Annotated in this window: 24 protein-coding genes and 1 other annotated feature; of the genes, 3 read left to right on the plus strand and 21 right to left on the minus strand. The window is 41.1% G+C overall.

Features of this window, described 5'->3' with window-relative positions:
- Window positions 1–90: 90 nt before the first annotated feature.
- The 3 genes from FD50_RS00260 to ccpA form a co-directional block, all read right to left on the minus strand.
- Window positions 91–816 (minus strand): YebC/PmpR family DNA-binding transcriptional regulator, encoded by a 726-nt coding sequence (locus FD50_RS00260; protein ID WP_056959422.1) that lies wholly within the window; start codon window positions 814–816, stop codon window positions 91–93.
- A 93-nt stretch (window positions 817–909) separates the two neighbouring features.
- Window positions 910–1,407 (minus strand): VanZ family protein, encoded by a 498-nt coding sequence (locus FD50_RS00265; protein ID WP_054757773.1) that lies wholly within the window; start codon window positions 1,405–1,407, stop codon window positions 910–912.
- 15 nt (window positions 1,408–1,422) lie between these two features.
- A complete protein-coding gene (ccpA, locus tag FD50_RS00270; RefSeq protein ID WP_056959423.1) occupies window positions 1,423–2,424 on the minus strand; it encodes a catabolite control protein A in 1,002 nt (333 codons plus the stop codon).
- A gap of 187 nt (window positions 2,425–2,611) precedes the next feature.
- On the opposite strand from ccpA, the gene FD50_RS00275 reads away from it, so the two are divergent.
- Complete coding sequence (locus tag FD50_RS00275) at window positions 2,612–3,718, plus strand: M24 family metallopeptidase (protein WP_056959427.1); 1,107 nt, start codon at window positions 2,612–2,614, stop codon at window positions 3,716–3,718.
- A gap of 93 nt (window positions 3,719–3,811) precedes the next feature.
- Here FD50_RS00275 and FD50_RS00280 read toward each other — a convergent pair whose 3' ends face one another.
- Entirely contained in the window at window positions 3,812–4,300 is a 489-nt protein-coding gene (locus tag FD50_RS00280) for a hypothetical protein (RefSeq protein ID WP_056959429.1), read from the minus strand.
- A gap of 26 nt (window positions 4,301–4,326) precedes the next feature.
- On the minus strand, window positions 4,327–4,734 hold the full coding sequence (locus FD50_RS00285) for a DUF948 domain-containing protein (protein ID WP_054757774.1): 408 nt from the start codon (window positions 4,732–4,734) through the stop codon (window positions 4,327–4,329).
- A gap of 174 nt (window positions 4,735–4,908) precedes the next feature.
- Between FD50_RS00285 and FD50_RS00290 the strand changes: the two genes are divergently transcribed.
- Window positions 4,909–5,814, plus strand: coding sequence for a mechanosensitive ion channel family protein (locus FD50_RS00290; protein ID WP_054757775.1), 906 nt, complete (start codon window positions 4,909–4,911; stop codon window positions 5,812–5,814).
- 24 nt (window positions 5,815–5,838) lie between these two features.
- Here the strand turns inward: FD50_RS00290 and FD50_RS00295 are convergent, their stop codons facing one another.
- The 3 genes from FD50_RS00295 to cbpB form a co-directional block, all read right to left on the minus strand.
- A complete protein-coding gene (locus FD50_RS00295) occupies window positions 5,839–6,984 on the minus strand; it encodes an N-acetyldiaminopimelate deacetylase (RefSeq protein ID WP_056959431.1) in 1,146 nt (381 codons plus the stop codon).
- A gap of 188 nt (window positions 6,985–7,172) precedes the next feature.
- A complete protein-coding gene (dapD, locus tag FD50_RS00300) occupies window positions 7,173–7,886 on the minus strand; it encodes a 2,3,4,5-tetrahydropyridine-2,6-dicarboxylate N-acetyltransferase (protein ID WP_056959433.1) in 714 nt (237 codons plus the stop codon).
- A 40-nt stretch (window positions 7,887–7,926) separates the two neighbouring features.
- Window positions 7,927–8,409: a cyclic-di-AMP-binding protein CbpB gene (cbpB, locus tag FD50_RS00305; protein WP_156653460.1), complete on the minus strand. Its 483-nt coding sequence runs from the start codon at window positions 8,407–8,409 to the stop codon at window positions 7,927–7,929.
- Window positions 8,410–8,562: 153 nt separating this feature from the next.
- Here cbpB and FD50_RS00310 point away from each other — a divergent pair, with 153 nt between their 5' ends.
- Entirely contained in the window at window positions 8,563–9,297 is a 735-nt protein-coding gene (locus FD50_RS00310) for an MIP/aquaporin family protein (protein WP_056959435.1), read from the plus strand.
- Between the two features lie 322 nt (window positions 9,298–9,619).
- Here FD50_RS00310 and FD50_RS00315 read toward each other — a convergent pair whose 3' ends face one another.
- From FD50_RS00315 to FD50_RS00375, 13 genes are all read right to left on the minus strand, one after another.
- Window positions 9,620–10,594 carry a Gfo/Idh/MocA family protein gene (locus FD50_RS00315; RefSeq protein WP_056959438.1) on the minus strand — a complete coding sequence of 325 codons (975 nt, stop codon included), beginning with the start codon at window positions 10,592–10,594 and terminating at the stop codon, window positions 9,620–9,622.
- An 85-nt stretch (window positions 10,595–10,679) separates the two neighbouring features.
- Window positions 10,680–11,756, minus strand: a complete 1,077-nt coding sequence (hisC, locus tag FD50_RS00320) for a histidinol-phosphate transaminase (protein WP_054757777.1) — start codon at window positions 11,754–11,756, stop codon at window positions 10,680–10,682.
- Window positions 11,757–11,772: 16 nt separating this feature from the next.
- Window positions 11,773–12,108 carry a phosphoribosyl-ATP diphosphatase gene (gene hisE, locus FD50_RS00325; RefSeq protein WP_054757778.1) on the minus strand — a complete coding sequence of 112 codons (336 nt, stop codon included), beginning with the start codon at window positions 12,106–12,108 and terminating at the stop codon, window positions 11,773–11,775.
- Between the two features lie 2 nt (window positions 12,109–12,110).
- Window positions 12,111–12,434 carry a phosphoribosyl-AMP cyclohydrolase gene (gene hisI, locus FD50_RS00330; protein ID WP_056959439.1) on the minus strand — a complete coding sequence of 108 codons (324 nt, stop codon included), beginning with the start codon at window positions 12,432–12,434 and terminating at the stop codon, window positions 12,111–12,113.
- Complete coding sequence (gene hisF, locus FD50_RS00335; protein WP_056959441.1) at window positions 12,431–13,189, minus strand: imidazole glycerol phosphate synthase subunit HisF; 759 nt, start codon at window positions 13,187–13,189, stop codon at window positions 12,431–12,433. Before hisF ends, hisI begins: the two co-directional genes overlap by 4 nt.
- On the minus strand, window positions 13,179–13,904 hold the full coding sequence (gene hisA, locus FD50_RS00340) for a 1-(5-phosphoribosyl)-5-[(5-phosphoribosylamino)methylideneamino]imidazole-4-carboxamide isomerase (RefSeq protein WP_056959443.1): 726 nt from the start codon (window positions 13,902–13,904) through the stop codon (window positions 13,179–13,181). Before hisA ends, hisF begins: the two co-directional genes overlap by 11 nt.
- Entirely contained in the window at window positions 13,901–14,512 is a 612-nt protein-coding gene (gene hisH, locus FD50_RS00345; RefSeq protein ID WP_056959446.1) for an imidazole glycerol phosphate synthase subunit HisH, read from the minus strand. Before hisH ends, hisA begins: the two co-directional genes overlap by 4 nt.
- Complete coding sequence (hisB, locus tag FD50_RS00350; protein ID WP_056959448.1) at window positions 14,513–15,097, minus strand: imidazoleglycerol-phosphate dehydratase HisB; 585 nt, start codon at window positions 15,095–15,097, stop codon at window positions 14,513–14,515.
- Window positions 15,098–15,116: 19 nt separating this feature from the next.
- A complete protein-coding gene (gene hisD / locus FD50_RS00355; RefSeq protein ID WP_056959449.1) occupies window positions 15,117–16,394 on the minus strand; it encodes a histidinol dehydrogenase in 1,278 nt (425 codons plus the stop codon).
- A complete protein-coding gene (gene hisG / locus FD50_RS00360) occupies window positions 16,391–17,053 on the minus strand; it encodes an ATP phosphoribosyltransferase (RefSeq protein WP_056959451.1) in 663 nt (220 codons plus the stop codon). Before hisG ends, hisD begins: the two co-directional genes overlap by 4 nt.
- Window positions 17,043–18,197 carry an ATP phosphoribosyltransferase regulatory subunit gene (locus tag FD50_RS00365; protein ID WP_056959453.1) on the minus strand — a complete coding sequence of 385 codons (1,155 nt, stop codon included), beginning with the start codon at window positions 18,195–18,197 and terminating at the stop codon, window positions 17,043–17,045. Before FD50_RS00365 ends, hisG begins: the two co-directional genes overlap by 11 nt.
- 52 nt (window positions 18,198–18,249) lie before the next feature.
- Window positions 18,250–18,487: a binding site (T-box leader), on the minus strand.
- Between the two features lie 52 nt (window positions 18,488–18,539).
- Window positions 18,540–19,385 (minus strand): histidinol-phosphatase HisJ, encoded by an 846-nt coding sequence (gene hisJ / locus FD50_RS00370; RefSeq protein WP_056959455.1) that lies wholly within the window; start codon window positions 19,383–19,385, stop codon window positions 18,540–18,542.
- The gene (locus FD50_RS00375) at window positions 19,375–20,340 is read right to left on the minus strand and encodes an alpha/beta hydrolase (RefSeq protein WP_056959457.1); all 966 of its coding nucleotides are present in this window, start codon (window positions 20,338–20,340) and stop codon (window positions 19,375–19,377) included. The genes hisJ and FD50_RS00375 overlap by 11 nt, the downstream gene beginning before the upstream one ends.
- Window positions 20,341–20,357 lie beyond the last annotated feature (17 nt).

Here is a 20,357-nt window from a genome sequence, read left to right on the forward strand (position 1 = left end):
CTTTTGTCACAGCCCCTCTTAGCTCGTTTAACTTTGGTGCTTCCTGATAGCCAATCTCAACAAAGATGATACTTACTTCGTGGATTTCAACTAGTCAGGTAATTCACCTGAATGGTAAACTTCTGAAACATCATCTTCATCTTCGAGTCTATCGATTAAACGCTCGAACTGCTCAACTTTATCTTCCGGAATCGGCACATAATTCTGAGGAATCATCGTTAACTCAGCTGTATCAAGTTCATACTTCTTTTGCAACTCATCTCTGACAGTTGCAAAATCCTTAGGATCTGTATAAATCTCAAAAACATCATCGGAAGTCTGGAGATCTTCTCCCCCAGCATTAATAACATCCTCAAACATCTGATCTTCATCAACATCCAGTCCCTCACGTGCGATCGCAATATATCCCTTTCGATCAAACATAAAACTCACAGAACCGGTCTCACCAAGGTTACCGCCGTTGCGTGTAAAATCAGCACGCACAGCAGAAGCAGTTCTGTTCCGGTTGTCAGTTAACGCTTCAACCATCACAGCAACACCACCTGGGCCATATCCTTCATAAGTTATTTCCTCATAGTTGGCACCATCACTGCCGGTAGACTTATCAAGTGCTCGCTTGATATTGTCTTTGGGCATGTTGGCTGCACGGGCTTTATCGATCATCAATCGAAGTTGCGGATTAGCATCGGGATCAGGACCGCCACTCTTTGCCGCCATGTAGATTTCTCGCGATAGTCTCTGAAAAATTTTTCCACGCTTTGCATCTTGGGCATTTTTACGGCCTTGGATGTTATTCCATTTAGAATGTCCTGACATATCTAATACCTCTTTCCGAAATTTTAATCAGACCGACAATTCAGTCACATTAAATATTAGCAAAAAAACGTCATTAAAGCAATAACAGAAAAATCATTTTTGCCGCTGCGCCCAATAAATTCCAAGCACCAGAATTCCCACCAAAGCACCACAGCCATCTAAGGCAACATCTTGAAAAAGCGGCGTTCTTCCTCCTGTCAACATTTGATGAAATTCATCGAATGCTGCGTAGCCAATTGCTGTTAAAGCACTTATAAAAATGCTCAAAGCCAAGGAGTTTAATCTTGGCTTTAAACCTATATATAGAAAAGTGCCTAAAAACAGATAACTAGTGAAGTGGGCGGCCTTTCTGATAAAGAATTCAACAAACTTAAAATAACCAAGTTTTGCAATGCTGACTTGCTCAGTCGCATACGTAAAAGAAAAGCCGTTCAAAAAGTGATTGAAGGGCTTTCCGGCCAAATATTTTTCTAAAAATGGAACAGTTGTCTGCTGCTGATAAGTCATTGCAGAGCTGATGAACAAAACTAACATTATCAAAAATGCCAACAAAAGGAAGGTATCTGCATTAATCTTTAAATATTTCCGCAAAACTACACCTCTTGTTTATTTTGTAGAAGCCCGCTTGATCAAACCATAAGGAAGCTCAACTTCTTTTTCAATAACTTCTTCTTTGTTCATTAACTTGGTTAAGAAACGCATTGAAACAGCACCAATATCATACAGCGGTTGTGTAATTGAAGATAACTTTGGCCGCACAATTTCGGTAATTTTTGAGTTGTTGCTAGTGATAACCTCAAACTTTTGTGGAACTGCCACGCCCGCATCCTGTGCACCATTTACCACACCGGCTGCCAGTTCATCATCACCAACATAAGCAGCTGTTGCTCCTGCAGAAACAATTGCAGGCCACAGAATCTCTCCTGCACGATAGCTGTAGTCGGTTTCAAAGACAAGTTCAGGATCATATTCAATTTTCTTTTTAGCTAACGCATTCTTATAGCCCTTTAACCGGTAATCGCTATTGATGGCCTCATTCATCGGTCCTGAAATGAATGCAACTTTTTGGTTGCCATGGTTAATCAAATCAACAACCGCTTCCTCCACCGCTGCCACATAGTCAATATGCACGCTGCCAAGTTCTTCTTTAGGATCAACGGAACCAGCCAAAATTACAGGTGTTTTACTATGATCTAACTGTGAGCGTAATTCATCGCTGATCTTGTTTCCCATATAAATAATTCCATCGACTTGTTTTGCAAGTAAAGTGTTAAGCACTTGAAGTTCTTTTTGGCTATTGCTATCTGAGTTGGCCAAAATAATGTTGTATTTGTACATAGTCGCGACATCATCAATTCCACGTGCAAGCGACGAAAAATAAATATTCGTAACATCTGGGATGATCACACCTACAGTTGTCGTTTTCTTACTTGCAAGCCCACGCGCCACTGCATTCGGGCGGTAGTCAAGACGTTCAATGACTTCCAAAACCTTCTTACGGGTCGCAGGTTTAACATTGGGATTACCATTGACAACCCGCGAGACGGTTGCCATTGAAACTGCTGCCTCACGTGCAACGTCATAAATTGTGATTGTTTTCTTTTCCATAGTTTTTCCTTCCGTATTTTCATTTAATTTTCACTAACAACCTTTAATTTAGCAAAACATTGCTCTTTTTGCAAGCGTTTCATGCTGTATGGCTGCTCTTTTCATTAACTTTTCAACAAAAATTGAGAGCGTCACCACTGAACAAGCTATGCTATAATTAGTTTATTAAAATTAAGGAAGCGATTAGATGACACATTTTGAAAAAGTTCAACAGTGGCTGGCCGAACATCACTATCAAGTCGGTTATCTCAGTAATTTTAAAAACATTCAATACTTTACCGGCTTTGCAAGTGATCCAATTGAACGAGTACTTGCCTTGTTTATTTTTCCCGATCAAGATCCCTTTATCTTTGCACCCGCGCTCGAAGTCGAAGCAGTCAAAGAAACAGGCTGGCAATATCCTGTTTACGGTTATTTAGACCACGAGGACCCTTTTGCAATTATCAAGGATCAGATTTTGGCAAGAGTAAAAAATCCGACACGTTGGGCGATTGAAAAAGGGAATCTCAACGTGAGCCGTTTTGAAGAATTACAGCAAAAATTCCCAACAGCAACATTTACCGGTGATCTGACACCACTTATTCAGCAAGAACAGCTCTTAAAGACACCTGCTGAAATTGAAAAACTTAAAATTGCCGGCAAATGGGCCGATTATGCTTTTGAAGTTGGGTTCAAAGCACTTAGTACTAAACGAACTGAACAGGATGTTGCAGCTGAGATTGAATATGCATTAAAGAAAAAAGGGATCACACACACCAGCTTCGATACAATTATTCAAAGCGGTGCCAATGCTGCAGATCCACATGGAGTACCCAAAAAAGAATTTATCAAGCCCAACGAACTTGTGTTGTTCGATTTAGGAGTGGTTTTCGATGGCTATATCTCAGATGCCAGCCGCACAGTCGGTTTTGGCAAACAGCTAAGTGAAAAATCACAGGAAATTTATCGAGTTTGCCTTGAAGCCCAGCTCACTGCACAAGCCGCTGTTAAACCTGGAATGCGCGCGGAAGAGCTTGACAAAATTGCACGTGATATTATTACCAAGGCCGGCTATGGTGAATATTTCATTCATCGTCTTGGTCATGGAATGGGTCAAAGTGAGCATGAATTTCCATCCATAATGGAAGGAAACTCAATGGAATTACAGCCAGGGATGTGTTTTTCAATTGAACCTGGCATTTATATTCCTGGTGTCGCAGGTGTACGAATTGAAGATTGCGTTTACGTTACAGAAAATGGCGCAGAAGCCTTTACACACACACCTAAGGAACTGCAACTGTTGCCACTTGCATAAACTAATTGAATATAAAAAAAGCCGGACATTGTCTGGTTTTTTTATGCTTACTTAATTTAATTATAATTAGCTGAATCTGTGTTTTAATATTAATTATTTTTCCCGTGGATAAAAAGTCTCAGTTGGATGCTCTTTTTCAAACTCTGCAGCTTCTTTTGCTTCACCAAAAGCAGAACGCCCATCAATTACGATCTCGTCTTCTTGCTCATCGGCTCCTTCAAAAAAATCCGTAGTCGTCTCTGAAAGATCTTCTTTTTCTTGTTTAAATTGTTTTTTTAGCTCTGCCGTTGCCTCTTTAAGCGACGATAATGCTTGGTCGAAATTTTCGCCTTTCTTTAAATCATTCGCTTTATCAACAACTTTTTGTTTCAAATCCTCAAAGGTGCCTTGCAACCCCTCTTCATCTCCGAAATAGTCGCGTGCATATTGGTAGTACCTAAGAGCAGCTTCACGACTATCATTTGTTGCTTCATTAACTTTCTCGCGAATCTCGTCTTGATGCTTGTCAAAAACTTTCTTTGTGACAAAATAAGCAGCGGCACCGACAGCGACTGCTGCAAAAAGTGACGTTTTCTTAACCATCTTGCAAACCCCCCTGAATTAACTAGTTATTCTTTTTTCTTCTTACGCAAACTATATAGTTTTCTGAGTAATCCGAAAGCCATTGCTGTCTTGCCAGCATTTTGTGTTGAAGTGGTAACTTTCTCAGCTAGACCTCGACTTGCGCTGTTTAGATCCGAAACACTCTCGCTCAGATCGGCTACCGTCTGGAAAAGCGGATCAATTGTTTTGGATTTGTGATTCACATCATCCAATAAAGTGTTCGATTTAGCTAGAATTGCTTCAACTTCTTTCGCAATCCCATCAGCATCGGTCTTAAGTACTTTGACACTTTCGTTGACTTCATTCATTGTTTTCACAACTTTTGCTAAAACTGCACACAGGAAAACAACCAGCAACAAGAACGCCAAAGCAGCGATCAAACCAGCTAACTGTCCAAAAGTTAGTGTTGTCATAGTTACGCCTCCTCGTTTTCGCTTTATTTTAGAATATCATTGACGCTGATAAACTGCAATTAAAAGAAAACCATTATAGTATTTTTATAACTAAAAAATAAAATCAAATTTAATTTTAACTGGAGTCTGTGTGCTTTTTTGCTATTATAGAAGATAGTAAAGGAGATCAAGACCATGCAACCATCTTATTTAATTATCACCGCATCACAAGACATTGCAACTCAAGTTACGCGTCAAACGAATCTTGTGACAACTTACCTCGCCAAAATTAATTGGGAGGATATCTTTGGAAAAATTCTAACAACATTCCTATCGCTTGTATTATTATCTTTGTTTTTCTTTCTCATCAATTGGTTAGGCAAGATCATTATCCGTCGTGGTTTCAAAAAGACTCGCCGTAGTGATCACCTTAGTTCAAACAGACTGAACACAATTTTTACACTTTCATTGAATATTTTTCATTATTGTGTCCTTTTCTTTTACTTCTATGCAATCTTGTCAGCCATTGGCATCCCGGTTGGAACCCTTTTAGCAGGTGTCGGCATTGCAAGTGTTGCCTTAGGTTTAGGTGCCCAAGGATTTGTCACTGATGTGGTGACAGGCTTTTTTATCCTTTTGGAACAGCAATTTGATGTCGGAGATGAGGTTAAAATTGGCAAAATCAGTGGTACTATTCGTGCAATCGGTCTACGGACCACTCAGATCACTGATTATGATGGGACACTGCACTATGTACCTAATCGTAATATTACAATTGTCAGCAACCTCTCACGCAATGATATGCGTGCCTTAGTTGACATCTACTTTGATCCCAGCTCTGATATCCAAAAGATGTCAGCTATTATTAGAGAGGTTAATCATGACCTAGCTCCAAAATTCACTGAGATCACTCAAGGGCCTACTCTGCTGGGCACGATCGAAAGTCCAAATGGGTCCCTGTGTCTGAGAGTTGTTATTTACACAAAAAATGGTGCGCAGTTCAACATTCAGCGGACATTTCTTGCGGCTTATCTTAAAGAACTTAACCAAGCCGGTTTTAAACTCAAGAACTCTCCACTGAATCTCACTACAACACCATAAACTCATTCTAAGCTGCTTTTTTCGTTATTTTACAAACATTTTTTGCCGCTCACTCAGGTAACCAATCATTGCTGACACTCCTTTGATAATCGCACCTTCTTGAGGTGCAAAATGTTCGGAATGCAGTGAGTATGGACTGTCAACCCCTAGCCAAAACATTGTTCCCGGAATTTTAGATAACAAGAAGCCGAAATCTTCACCCGTCATAGCTGGCAATGTCTCGATAAAATCGACATTTGCCGCTTTTTTCATATAATCTATAAAAGCTGCAGTTGTCTGCTGATTGTTCTCTACCGGGTAATACCCTCCTTGATGCAGATCAAGCTTAAGCTCACAGTCAAAGGACTCTGCAACTCCGGCAGCAATTTTTCTTACTCTTTTTTGAATTAGTTCATTATTTCCCTGTGTCAGGGCTCTGATCGTCCCGTCAATCTGAGCTTTCCCAGAGATCACGTTACCAGTTGTTCCAGCTGCAAAATGTCCCAGAGTTACTACACCCGCTTGAATTGGATCAACATTACGGCTAACAATTGTCTGAATCTGATTTACGAACTGTGCTCCGGCGACCACCATATCATTGGCTTGATGAGGAAAGGCTGCATGCCCACTCTTCCCCAAAAATGTCGCATGAATTTCACAAGTTCCAGCAAAAAGTGTCCCTTGTCTGCATCCAATTGCTCCAGTCGGCAATCCTGGATTATCGTGAAATGCATAAATTTCATCTGGCATCCATTCGTTCAAGCTTCCACTTTCATATAGCTGCTTGCCCCCACTTGCATTCTCTTCTGCTGGTTGGAAAATAAAAGTTAAATTAACTTTCGGTTGTTCTTCAGCAAAATAACTCAAAATTCCAAGCGCAACGGTCATATGAATATCATGCCCACAAGCATGCATTCGGCCTGCATGTCTGGATGCATATGAAAGCCCTGTTTGTTCGGTCACCGGAAGACCATCAATGTCAGTGCGGTAGCCAATTGTATAAGTTGGGTTTGCACCGCGAACATGCACTAAAATTGCTGTTTTCCATTTTTTTATTTCAAGATATGTCTGCGGCAGCCGCTCAATAATCTCCAGTAGCTTAGCTTGTGTTTCAAATTCCAGCATGCCAATTTCAGGAATTTGATGCAATGTTCTTCTAATCGCAATCAATTCTTTTTCTGTCAAACTCATCTGTCTCATCCCACTTTACAGCTAATTTTTATTCTCTTTAATCATAACCCATTGCATGCTTAAATTCACTTACAGCTTAAAAAAAGGCGTAGGATCCAAGCGAATTCAGTGCCTGCACACTCCGGCAACAATCTTTGCTTGGATTCTACAACCCATATCAGAAATTAAAACTAAGTTTTCAAAAAATTTTATATTTTACGCAAATCAGCCACTAATTCAGTTTTATCGTCTGCTACATCTGCCACATCTTTAATCTTTTTGGCTGGAATCCCGACAACGACCGTCTTAGGCGCAACATCTTGAGTAACAACTGCGCCTGCACCAACAACGGCACCTGCACCAACACGTACCCCTTCAAGAACAACGGCATTAGCTCCAATTAAAACATTGTCTTCAATAACAACTGGTTTAGCAGAAGGCGGCTCAACTACACCTGCCAGCACAGTGCCTGCACCAATATGACAATTTTTGCCCACAAGTGCACGTCCACCTAAAATAGCGCCCATATCAATCATGGAATTTTCACCGACTTCGGCTCCAATATTAATTACGGCTCCCATCATTACCACCGCATTGTCTCCAATGACTACCTGATCACGAATAATTGCACCTGGTTCAATTCGTGCATTAAATTTCTTTGTATCAAGTAATGGCACTCCAGTATTACGACCATCGTTTTCGACACGATATCCTGTAATTTCCGCGCCTTTGTGCTGAGCAAGAAATGGTTTAAGTTCCTTCCAATCTCCAAACAAAACCCCTGCTTTTTTGCCCACGTAAGCTTCAATTTTCTTTGGAAATTCAAGCTTTTTGAAGTCCCCTTTCACATATACCTTTACCGGGGTCTTCTTCTTTGATTCAGCAATTGTTCGAATAATTTCTTTTGCATCTAACTTAGCCATCTATTTTCCTCCTTTATTTTGAATCTTTTCACTGCAAAATTTAATTTTGCAACTTAAGATCTTCCTTTGCAGTAATAGCGTAATATTTATCAAAATCATGCGCAACAAAATTAACTGCTTTCATAATTTCTCTGCGCGTGACAATTCCTGTAAACAATCCTTCATCACTGACGACTACCAAGAAAGGCTGATCCACCAAAAGATGGAGAATTTCTTCGATATCATACGGCAGCTTGATCGTAGTAACATCCGTTTGCATCACTTCAGCAACCTTTTTTCTACCCAGTCTGGTTGGGTCAATGCCATTCATCCCTAACATTGTTTCAGTCAGCATTGGCAACGATAATAATCCCTTAAAATGCTGTTTTTTATCCAAAACAGGAATTGTTGCATATTTAACCTTAGTCAACACCAGAAAAGCATGATCCAAATTGTTATCTTCCTGCACATTTGCGACCATTTCGGCAGGAATCAGAAAATGATCCTGTCTGTGTACAAACATCTGCTCGATCGGCTTTATCATCACAATTATGAGCCCCCTTCGATCACTAGCTTTTATTTTAAGATACTTCACCCTAAAAGCCAACTAATATTCTAAAATTAAAACGTTTTCTAATATTTACATATTACCTTTTTATGATAAGCTTATAAGGTATTTGCATAAGAGGAGGTCAACATGGATTATTCATTAACAACGCGGCTCGCGGCTGAATTTTTCGGAACTGCCATCATGGTTATTCTAGGCAACGGTTCTGTAGCAACAGTCGATCTTGAGCGGACAAAAGGTAGTAATAGTGGGTGGATCGTGATTGCAGTCGGTTATGGGTTTGCAGTCATGATTCCAGCATTAATGTTCGGCAGTATTTCAGGTAATCAAATCAACCCTGCGGTAACAGTCGGGCTCGCATTTTCAGGTCTTTTTCCTTGGAAAGAAGTACTTCCATACATATTGGTTCAGCTGGTTGGTGCAATTATTGGACAACTTATTTTATTCGCATGTTTCAAACCGCATTATGATCTTACAACAGACACAAACCGAGTGCTTGGTACATTTGCAACTACAGATGCTACTAAAAGTAAGGTAAACGGCTTTATCAATGAATTTTTCGGCACTTTTGTTCTGATTTTTGGTGCGTTAGGGATCTCAAATGCACCCACATTTGCCAAAGGTAACCAAATGTCTGGCTTTATCGGAATTGGTTTATTAGTGATGGTCATCGTTGCTTCATTTGGCGGACCAACTGGACCTGCACTTAATCCAGCACGCGACTTGGGTCCTCGTTTAGTACATCAATTCTTACCACTTAAACATAAGGGATCTTCGCAATGGGAATATAGTTGGGTCCCAGTAGCAGCACCCTTACTGGGCGGAATTTGTGCTGCAGCTCTTTTTAAAGCTGTTTTCCTATAATAAAACATTAACTAGCTGGTTTGTGCTAGATTCAGTAAAGTGTTTATTCGCATAAACAATAATAAATGGGGCTGTGACAAAAGTTAACTTTTGTCACAGCCCCTCTTTTATTCCGGATAAACGTGTTCCATAAGTCAAAATTCTCCGTCTAGCTTCGAATTACTCATAGCCAAGTACTCACGATGTTCGTAATTTCGAGTTAGCACTCAAATTTTCCCGACTTATGTCACACTCTCAGTCTTCTCTTTAAACAAACTTAGCACATTTTGAACATCAGCTTTTTTCGTTAGCTAGCTGTTTGCTGCTAAGCTGCATCCCGAACTTAATTCAAAGGATCACGATACCATTTTTGATAAAGCGACTCAATAATTGTCAATGTCTGAATTGTCAACTCAGGGGTTACAATTGGACTTGTTAATTTATTTTCCTGTAAGCAATGATTGATGTGCGCGATTTCATAGACAAGATCATTCTCCTGTTCATCTATTACGAAACGTTTTGTTCCTTGCTGGTTTTCTAAAAGTGCAGTTTCAGAAAACCAGTAGTTAGGGATTTTGATTTTACCTTCTGTACCATAGAGAACCAACTTAGTTTCAATTTCAAAATCAGTTGTTAGTAGCACATTGACTAACACATCTCCATTTTTCAAAGCGAGATTGCACCTCGTATCTGCCTCACCGACTTGATTGTATTCAAATCCACTCCAATCACTAAACTGGCGTCCACATAAGTACTGAATAATTCCCAAGAAGTTAGTTCCACCATTAAAAAGTGCTCCTCCACCGGCGGAAAGCTTCTTGATCCAACTTGCTTGTGCTGTAACATCGTATTTATCTTTCACTTCAATAAATCGCAGGTCTCCAATTGCTCCTTTTGAAAGCAAATCGCTAACCTTTTGCATAATTGGTAAGAAAAGTGCACTTTGTGCTTCCATTATAAAGAGCCCCTTCTTAGAGGCTAACTGAAATAACTCGCTGGCACCTACTTTGTGCCGTGTGAATGGTTTTTCCAGTAAAACATTTTTCCCGTTGTTAAGAGCTTCCTTTGCGCTTTCATAATGATCTTCATTTTTTACAGCCAGATAGACCACATCAACTTCTTTATCTTCAAACAATTCCGTGGCGCTTGTATAGAGCTTAGGAACACCAAACTGAGTTACAAGTTTTTTACCTTCTGCTTGATCTTCCGACCCATCTACCACTCCGACAATCCTACTATCAGCACTCAGCTTAAGCGCAGCTAAAAATTTTTGTCCCTGCGGACTAGTGCCTACAATTCCATAACGAATTTTAGTCATCCCGTTCACCCCATCTATTTGGTTTAAGATCCTTCTACACCATTGTATCAGAGAAACGAGAAAATTCGCAGCCCGTTCGTTAACTTCAGCTTCTTTTTTGGGTCTTAATTAATTCCCTGATTTTTTCTCCATCAGCTGCAGTTCCAATTGTCAATCGAAGCCAATCCTTTGCTAAACCGCGCCGCAACTGATAACCATTTTTTAGCAACATATCGGCAAGTCCTGGTGCATCAGGATATTTGAAAAAGATAAAGTTTGCCTGGCTGTGAAAATGTTTAATATTCGCAGCAGTCAAAAATTTTTCCCATGCTTTTCTTTCCCTCTCTGTTTTTTGGACTGAATCGGCCACAAATTTCTGATCATTCAAAGCTGCAAGTGCAGCTGTTTGAGAAAGTGCATTTAAATTATACGGTAATCGAACAGCTTGCATATAGGCAGCTAATTTTGCCGCCATCACAGCGTATCCAACCCGATAGTTAGCTAGCCCGTAAGCTTTCGAAAAAGTCCGCATCAAAACTGCATTAGGATACTTGTCCAAGAACGGAAGAAAGCTGGGAGCTTTAGTATCAGTCACATAGTGAATATAGGCTTCATCAATTACTACCAACACATAAGCGGGAACTTGTGCAACAAAATCTGCAATTGCTGCTGGTTTTTCATAAACACCCGTTGGATTATTAGGATTACACAACCAGATTATTTTTGTTTTGGCAGTAATTTTGGCTAACATGCCAGCAAAACTATGTCCACCGGTTTCTGTGTTACAGGGCACTTCTACCACCTTGCAGCCTTCAATTTCAGCATGAAGTGCATACTCTGAAAAAGTTGGTTTCGTGAGCAGAACTTCGTCACCTTTTTCAAGGAAAATATGTGAAAGCAGCATGATGATTTCATCAAGACCGACCCCAAAAACAAGATTTTCAGGTTGGACATCGAGTTTTGTTGCAATTGCTTGTCTAAGTTGTGTAGCATTTCCATCCGGATAACGATTTCCTTCGCTGAAATTCCAATTCAAAAGTGCGTTTTTAACTTCATTGGAGGTCCCAAACGGATTTTCATTTGCTGAGAGTCGCACCAACTTCTTCAGTCCCAATCGTTTTTTAACCTGTGTCAGCGGTTCTTCAGGAACATAGCTTTCAATCCCTTTAACCTGTTCTTTCATGCTGTCATCTCCCTTGTTAAAGATCTTTAATTTCAGGACGGTCTTTGGTTTTGCTTAAAAGACCTTCTCTTTTTGCCAACTCAGCTTTGATTTCAGAATACGAAACACCTTGTTCAGCCAAAAGTACCATCAAGTGATAGAGCAAATCGGCTGTTTCGTAAATTAATTCTGAGCGTTCAGGGTTCTTGGAAGCCACAATTACCTCAGTCGATTCCTCTCCCACCTTTTTCAGAATCTTATCTAACCCTTTGGTAAACAGGTAATCTGTATAAGAACCCTTTTTAGGGTTGGCTTTCCTCTCTAAAACTGCTTGGTATAATTCGTCAAGATCCTGTTCTGTCGCTTTTGTCATTTTTATTTCCCCTTTCGCAATTCGAGCTCTTCAAAGAAGCAACTTCTTTTTCCTGTATGACACGCCGGTCCTGCCGATTTAACGCGTAACAACAATGTATCCTGATCGCAATCAAGCCACATTCTTTTGACTTCCTGCGTGTTTCCACTGGTCTCACCTTTATGCCAAAGTTCTTGGCGTGACCGCGACCAAAACCAAGTTTGTCCGGTTGCAAGCGTTTTTTGATAACTTTCGCGATTCATCCAGGCTACCATCAAAACATCGCCGGTTTGATCATCAACTACTACACTAGTCAAAAGGCCTTTGCTAAAGTCCGGTGTTTTCATCTAACGTTCACCCCCGCTGTGTGTAAGGTCTGCTTGACTGCAGGAATACTTAATTCCCCATAATGAAAAACCGAGGCGGCTAGGGCAGCATCAACTTTTCCAGCGGTAAAGACGGTGGTAAAATCCGCTAGACTGCCCGCTCCGCCCGAAGCAATGATCGGAACATCAATGCGTTCGTTAAGTTTACGGTATAGGTCAGTATCAAATCCAGATTTGGTGCCATCCTTATCCATACTCGTCACTAACAGTTCACCTGCACCTAAGGCTACAGCCTGCTCTGCCCACTTAAGTGCATCTAAGCCCGTGTTATGTTTCCCGCCGGCTGTAAAAACTTGATACTGCTTAGTCGTTGGATCCATTTTAACGTCAATTGCCACAACAATACACTGTCTCCCAAATTTTTCAGCACCTTGTGTAATCAACTTTGGATTAACAACCGCAGCCGTGTTCAACGAAATCTTGTCCGCACCTGCCTTTAAAAGCTCTTGCATCTGTGCAACCGATGTGATTCCGCCTCCTACTGTAAGCGGCATAAAAACCTGCCGTGAGACTCTTTCAACCACAGCTTTCATTGTCTCACGCTTCTGATTAGTTGCTGTGATATCTAAGAAAACCAGTTCATCTGCTCCCTGACGCTCATATTCAGCGGCAATCACTGCAGGATCACCAACGTCAACTAAATTAACAAAATTGACCCCTTTTTTAACCCGTCCGTCATCCACGTCTAGGCACGGAATAATTCTCTTAGCCAGCATCTTCGTTCACCTCCGCAACTTCTGCAAGCGTCAAGCTGCCTTCAAAAAGTGCCTTACCAACTATCATGTCCTGCAGTCCTGCCTGCTTTAATTCTCTGACATCCGCAACATTTCGAATTCCGCCGGATGCAATTATATTACACTTAGGGAAAGTAGTCTGGAGCGCCTGGAGCAACTTAATATTTGGTCCGCTGAGTGTCCCATCACGTGCCACATCCGTGACAATAAAGTGCTGTGCTCCAGCCACATGCATTTTCTGGATTAAAGTGCTCATCTTCGTCTTCGAATTTTCAAGCCAACCGTTCACTGCAACATAGCCCGCGGTTCCATCAACTCCAATCACAACTTTTTGCGGTCCAAACTGCTGTAACGCTTTCTTAACAAATTGGGGATCAAGTAACGCTGCAGAACCGATAATCACCCGATCTATCCCTAACTCCAAATAATGTGAAAGTCGGTCCAAGTCGCGCACACCACCGCCAATTTCAAGAATTCCATTAAAAGCCGCCCTAATTTTAGCAATGGTTGTCTGATTTTGCGGAACTCCTTTTTTAGCTCCGTCAAGATCCACCAGGTGCAAGCACTTAACCCCTGCGGCTTCCAACTCGCGGGCCTGTGCTGCTGGATCATTATTGATTAAGGTTTGCTTATTAAAATCCCCTTGGTAAAGGCGAACACTTTTGCCCGCTTGCAAATCAATTGCAGGAATGATCATGCCTCAACTACCTCCTCTACAAATGTCCGTAAAAGTTTAATTCCAACCTGTCCGCTTTTTTCAGGATGAAACTGAAAACCATAGACATTTTTGTTACGTACGATGGCCGGGACCGGTGCGGAATATTCGACCTGAGAAACAAGATATTCATTAGGACACTGTGCGTAAAATGAATGTACAAAATACGTATATTCTTGTGCGACATAGGCAAACACTGAATCTGACTGCCGTAACTCGTGTTGATTCCACCCCATCTGTGGAATTTTAAACCCCTTCTTTGCGGGTAAAGCAATTACCTTACCTGGAATCAGTGCCAGGCCTGCATGCTGCCCGTATTCACTTGAGCTCTCGAACAGCAGTTGCATCCCCAAACAAATTCCCAAAAGTGGAGTTCCTTTTGCAACTGCTTGCTTAATTACGCTATCCAAACCGCGTGCTTGCAAAGTTTGCATTGCTGGTGCAAATGCGCCGACGCCTGGTAAAATTAAGCCGTGACTTGCCAATATTTTTTCTGGATCTGCGGTTAATTCAGTTTTTACGCCTAGAAAATCAAAAGCTTTTTGGACATTATAAGTATTGCCAGCATCATAATCAATTATCGTCAGCATCTAAATCACACCCTTAGTTGAATTGACTCCTTCAATTTCAGAATTAATTGTAACTGCCTGCCTCATCGCGCGCCCAGAAGCCTTGAATAAACTCTCAATCTTATGATGCGTATTTCTGCCATACAGAATTTCTGCATGCAAATTCATTTCAGCACTAAAAGCAAACGCTTGGAAAAAATCTTCCACAATCTCAGTTTCAAAGCTCCCCAAGCGTGGATTAGTCAGTTCGGCATTAAAAATAAGGTAAGAACGTCCGCTCAGGTCAACACAGACTCGGCCTAAAGTTTCATCCATCGGCACAAAAGCAGTCCCAAAGCGTTCGATCTGTTTCTTGTCACCCAGCGCTTTTTTAAAGCATTCACCTAGAACAATTCCCGTGTCTTCTACAGTATGATGTGGATCAACTTCCAAATCACCCTTTGCAACAACTTCCAACCCGAACCGACCGTGCTTAGCAAACAAGGTCAGCATGTGATCAAAGAACCCCACACCTGTCTTAATATTAATTCCAGTCTGCTGGTCTAAATTCAATTGGATCTTGATTTGTGTCTCGGCTGTTTTTCTTGTAATTTCTGCTGTTCTCATCTAATTGCCCCCTATAATCTTAGTTCTTGAAGCGTGATTCAACCGCACGTGCATGTGCCTCTAATCCTTCAGCGCGTGCCAACGTGGTAATTGCAGCTAAGTCCTGTGCCAGGGCATCCTGTGAAAATTGAATAAATGAGGTTTTCTTCACAAAATCATAAACTCCTAAAGGTGAAGAAAACTTAGCTGTCCCACCAGTCGGCAATATGTGATTTGGCCCGGCAACGTAATCTCCCAATGGTTCAGAAGCATACTTACCCAAAAAGACTGAACCTGCATTCTGAATTAAACTGAGATACTGCATTGGATCCTTGAGCTGCACCTCCAAATGTTCTGGCGCTACACTGTTCATCAATGCAAACATCTCAGGAATCGAATCCATAACTGCAATAAAACTGCGTTCTGCAATTGAAGCGGCTGCGATCTCTCGTCGTGGAAGCAGCTTAACTTGCTTTTCTACTTCTTGGTCAACTTTTTGAGCAAAATCAAGCTCATCCGTAATCAAAATTGCACGTGCCCGCTTATCGTGTTCAGCTTGAGAAAGTAAATCAGCCGCGATTTGTGCCGGTTGTGCACTATTGTCAGCTAGAATTCCAATCTCAGACGGACCTGCGACCATGTCGATTGCGACTTGGCCAAAGACTTGCTTTTTAGCTGTCGCAACGTAAATATTTCCAGGACCCACAATCTTATTAACTGCTTGAATGCTTTGTGTTCCATATGCTAAGGCCGCAATTGCCTGTGCGCCCCCCACCTGATAAATCGTGTCAACACCTGCAAGCTGTGCCGCGGCTAAAACAGGTGCAGCAATTCCTTCTTTTTGAGGAGGGGTCACCATGACGATCTGAGAAACACCTGCAATCTTGGCTGGTAAAGCACTCATTAAAATTGTAGATGGATAGGCTGCCGTGCCACCCGGAACATAGAGTCCCACGCGCTGCAAAGGTGTCACCTTCTGTCCACGCGTAATTCCAGGAACGTCTGTATCAATAAAACCATATTCTAATTCTCTTTTGTGGTAGCTAATGATATTTTTCTTTGCTAGAAGTAAAGCCTGTTTTAACTCAGGTGAGATTTCAGCTAGCGCTTTGACCATTTTTTCTTTTGGAACTGCAAACTCGGCTAGCTTAACGTGATCAAACTTTTCTTCATAAGTTTTAAGTGCTTCATCCCCATTTTCTCGTACCTTAGCTATGATCTCTGCCACGCGTTGCTCAATTTCAAAATCCGTTGTTTGAGCTGTATAATCATTGACAATTTCTTGCATCTTGGTAAAACTTTCCTGATAAATTCTCATTTGCTCTCCTCCATTTGCTTTTGGACATTTTTCTTGGTCGTAATTGCCTGTTGTAAGCTGTCGGTAAATTCAAAGATTGCGGCTGTATGTTGTTTCAATGACATCCGATTTGCCACTAAGCGAGTTGAAACCTGATCCAAGTAGTCATAAATCACCAGATTATTTTCCCGCAAAGTAGTTCCCGTCTCAGTGATATCAACAATAGCATCTGCTAACCCAATTAAGGGGGCAAGTTCAACCGAACCTTCAATTTTTACAATTTCAACATCCTGACCTAATGATTCAAAATAGCGCTGTGTAATCAAGGGGTATTTCGTGCCGATCACTTTGCGCCCTGGACGGTTAAAATCAAAATCGGCAGTCGAGGCCAGCACGAACTGACACTTACCACTTTGAAGATCCAACAGCTCACATTGCTCATTATTATGCTCAGTTAAGATATCACTTCCCACGATGCCAATATCAACTGTGCCAGTATTCAGATAAGTGGTCACATCCGGCCCCTTTGCAAGAATAAAACAATACTCTCCATCTGCTGAATTAATAATGAGTTTGCGTTGTTTGTTTTTCAGCATAGTACAGTCTATGCCCGCGCATTCCAATAAGCCGATGACTTGTTTTTCAATTCTACCTTTTGTCAAAGCAATTTTAAGTGGCATCGCTAATCTTCCCTTCCTTGTCTATTCGAAATAATTTAACATGTTTAGTGGCTGCTGTTTGCTGTGCACTTTGCAAGTCACGCTCTAAGCAAAGCGTCAAATTTGGATGCTGCTGACAAATCTGGACGACTTCGCTTAACTGTTCAGGTTCAAAAAACAGCAAATCAGCTTTAGGCTTAGGGATGTCGAAATCAGCAACTTTTGTTAATAATTCGAGGTCAATCCCCATTCCAACAGCCGGCTCCGCTTTTTTCTGAAAACTTTCCAGCAAATGGTCATACCTTCCACCACTAAAAAGATAATCTGAAATATCATCACTGAAGCCCTTGAAAGTAATCCCAGTATAGTATGTCTGTGGAGGAGCAGCACTCAAATCCAATGAAACGGGTTGTTCCGGTAATTGCTTCAGCCAGTGTGCGACGCGTTCAAGCTTGTTTATAATCAGTTGTGCCGCTGCTGGAAGTGCGAATTGAGAAACCTGCTGCAAAACTGTCGCTTCATCACCAAAAAGACGTGGCCATTTTTGTAAAAACTGCCCTTGTTTTCCCGTAACAAACGGAGCAATCATCTTTTGGTATTGCGGGATATTCTTTTGATAAAGCTGCTTTTTAATTGCTGCTTTTAAAGCTGCATCTTTTGTCAAACTATCCAATACAGCATCTGCAAAACAGGCATCCCCCAATTCAATCCGAACCCGCCCCTGCAAAAATTTCCGACTCAAACAATTTATTAGGAAAAAACATTCCAGTTCTGCTTTAAGCGAAGTATAACCGACAATTTCAATCCCTGCTTGAGTCATTTGATTATACTTACCGGAAAGCGACTTGGCAATCTTGAAACGCTCACCAACATAGTAGAATTTGCGGGGCAAATCAAAATTATTTGTCGCCAGAAAACGCGCAATGGGGAGTGTCAAATCGGGGCGCAAAACAACTGCCTCATTATTATCGACCAAGTGATACGCCCTTCTTTGCTTTAAATCAAAATCGGCAAAAACTTCCTGATATTCGAGTAGCGGCGTATCAATTCTCATAAAATCATGTTGTTGCAGTAACTGTTCCAGCATTTTTTCGAGCTGGTGTTTTTTATATGCCTGCATTCCAAATTCGTCACGCATTCCAAGTGGTAAACTAACCTTGTGCATCTTCTCAAGCTCCCTTCAAGCCAAATAAAAAAAGTCCTCTTAGCACAATTGCTAAGAGGACGAATTATCGCGGTTCCACCTCACTTCGCTTGTTCCTCACGAAACAAACCTCAAGTTGAAAAATTTCAACAGCGATAACGAACTGTTCGTTTTAGCCTACACAATTCTAGTAAGAATCTTCAGCCTTTTGATTCATAGATGTGGTTCACGGTTAACTTCGATCCCTTTCTCAGCTACAGGGACTCTCTAAACGAGCGGTCAACAGCTACTCTTCTAATCATAATCTTTATTTTTTATTATTTACTTGTTATTTATTAATTTTAAGTTAGAATACTCTTTAATTTACTGCTTGTCAAGTCCCACAAGTGCGTTCTTAAGATGATAGCCCCGTCCTACTTCGGAAACCGCATGTGCGTCGGAACCATAGATTAACGGAATTTCTTGCTCTCGGGCAAGTCGGCAAATCTGGGCACCGGGATAAAACTCATTGCAATCAGACTTATACAAACCGGCCGTATTTAAATCCAACTGTCTTTCTTGCCTTTTTATACTTGTCAGAATTTGGCGCACAATTCGCAGCGTTTTCTCATCAAAATCTTCAGGAAAGCCAAAATAATCTTGGTATTTTTTGATGAGGCTCATGTGTCCTATTCTTTGCGGCCGATATTTTCCCAAATCAGCTTCAACAGATTCCCTAACTTCAGTAAAGTATCGCCGATAAAGTTCCTGAGGCTGAGACAACCAGGCATCAAAACCTTGTTCAAATTCACTTGCAGCCAGATCTAAGCACCAAAAATCATTATCCTTCCCTCGCATAAAATGGACCGACAGAATATTTTGCTGTGTGCGTGGTCCGTACTCATCCAAAAAAGCCCGAATCTGTTTCTCAAATCCAGGAATGTAGTCTACTTCAAAACCTACTGAAATCTCCAGCACATCTCCATATTTTTGCTGTAAATATTCACCTAATTTGAAATATTCATCTAATTGATTCCAAGCGAGTGAAGCTTCATCAATCCCAGCTGCACTTCCTTGATACACTTGTTTGAAGCCCACGGGTAGTGGAGCGTGTTCTGTAATACAATATTTCTCAAAACCAAGTGCAATTGCTCTTTGAATCATTTCTTCCGTTTTTTCCTGACTCCCATGCGGACAAAGTTCTGTATGTGTATGTCCTTCAATCTTCATTGCTTTCCACCCCATTTTTTGGATTCTCATAGTAATATCTCTCTAAAAATTTGTTAAGATGTCGCTGATAACTTTCTGGATCTTTCCAGAAACTTTCTGCATGGGTTGCATCTTTAACAATCCACAGTTCTTTTGGGGCTGACGTTGCATAATAGTTTTCATATGCCATTTTAACTGGAACGTAAGCATCTTTTTCACCATGAATAAAAAAAATCGGCTTTGTGTTCTTCTTTAATTGTGCCGTTGTAGACACAGAATGTAAATAATACCCTAAGCGGTGATGATTAATTGTACTAACTAGCGGATAGAATGGATAACGTGGTAGATGAAACTGTTGTTTAAGCAGGTAAGTTAATTCTTCATCAATGCTGGAATAACCGCAATCTGCAATTGTACATTTGACCTGTGGAGGCAAGCTTTCACCTGTTAGCATTGCAACAGTTGCGGCCCCCATGCTAACGCCAAACAGCAAAATTTGCGCGTTTACTCCAATCCTAGCATTTATTTTCTGAATCCACTTTAAATAATCTAAACGATCAAGCCAACCAAAGCTGATGTACTTTCCTGCACTTTCTCCATGACCACGATCATCTGGCAACAATACATTAAAGCCCATCTGAGAAAACATTCTAGCATAGTTTGCCATCGTCTCACCATTTCCCTTGTATCCATGAGAAATGATGACTACCTGCTGCGACTCTGTTGTAGCGGATAGATAATAAGCTGACATCTGTTCTGTTTCTCCTGGAATTCCAAAGGTCCAATGCTCCTTTGGCCTTTTTTTGAACCAATCAACGCACTCCCAGTACTTTGTTGCATATTTTTGCTTCGCGTCCGATGTCTCAGGCACATAATCGACGCGTGCAAATGCCTTTTTGAAAAGATACTCACTTGCCAATCCAGTCGCGGCAGCTGCAACTGCCAGGGATTCGACGATAATATTTTTATTTTTCATTCTCTGCCTCCGCCAAA

The organism is Liquorilactobacillus satsumensis DSM 16230 = JCM 12392, from assembly GCF_001435195.1.
In the GTDB taxonomy this organism is placed as follows: Bacteria; Bacillota; Bacilli; order Lactobacillales; family Lactobacillaceae; genus Liquorilactobacillus; species Liquorilactobacillus satsumensis.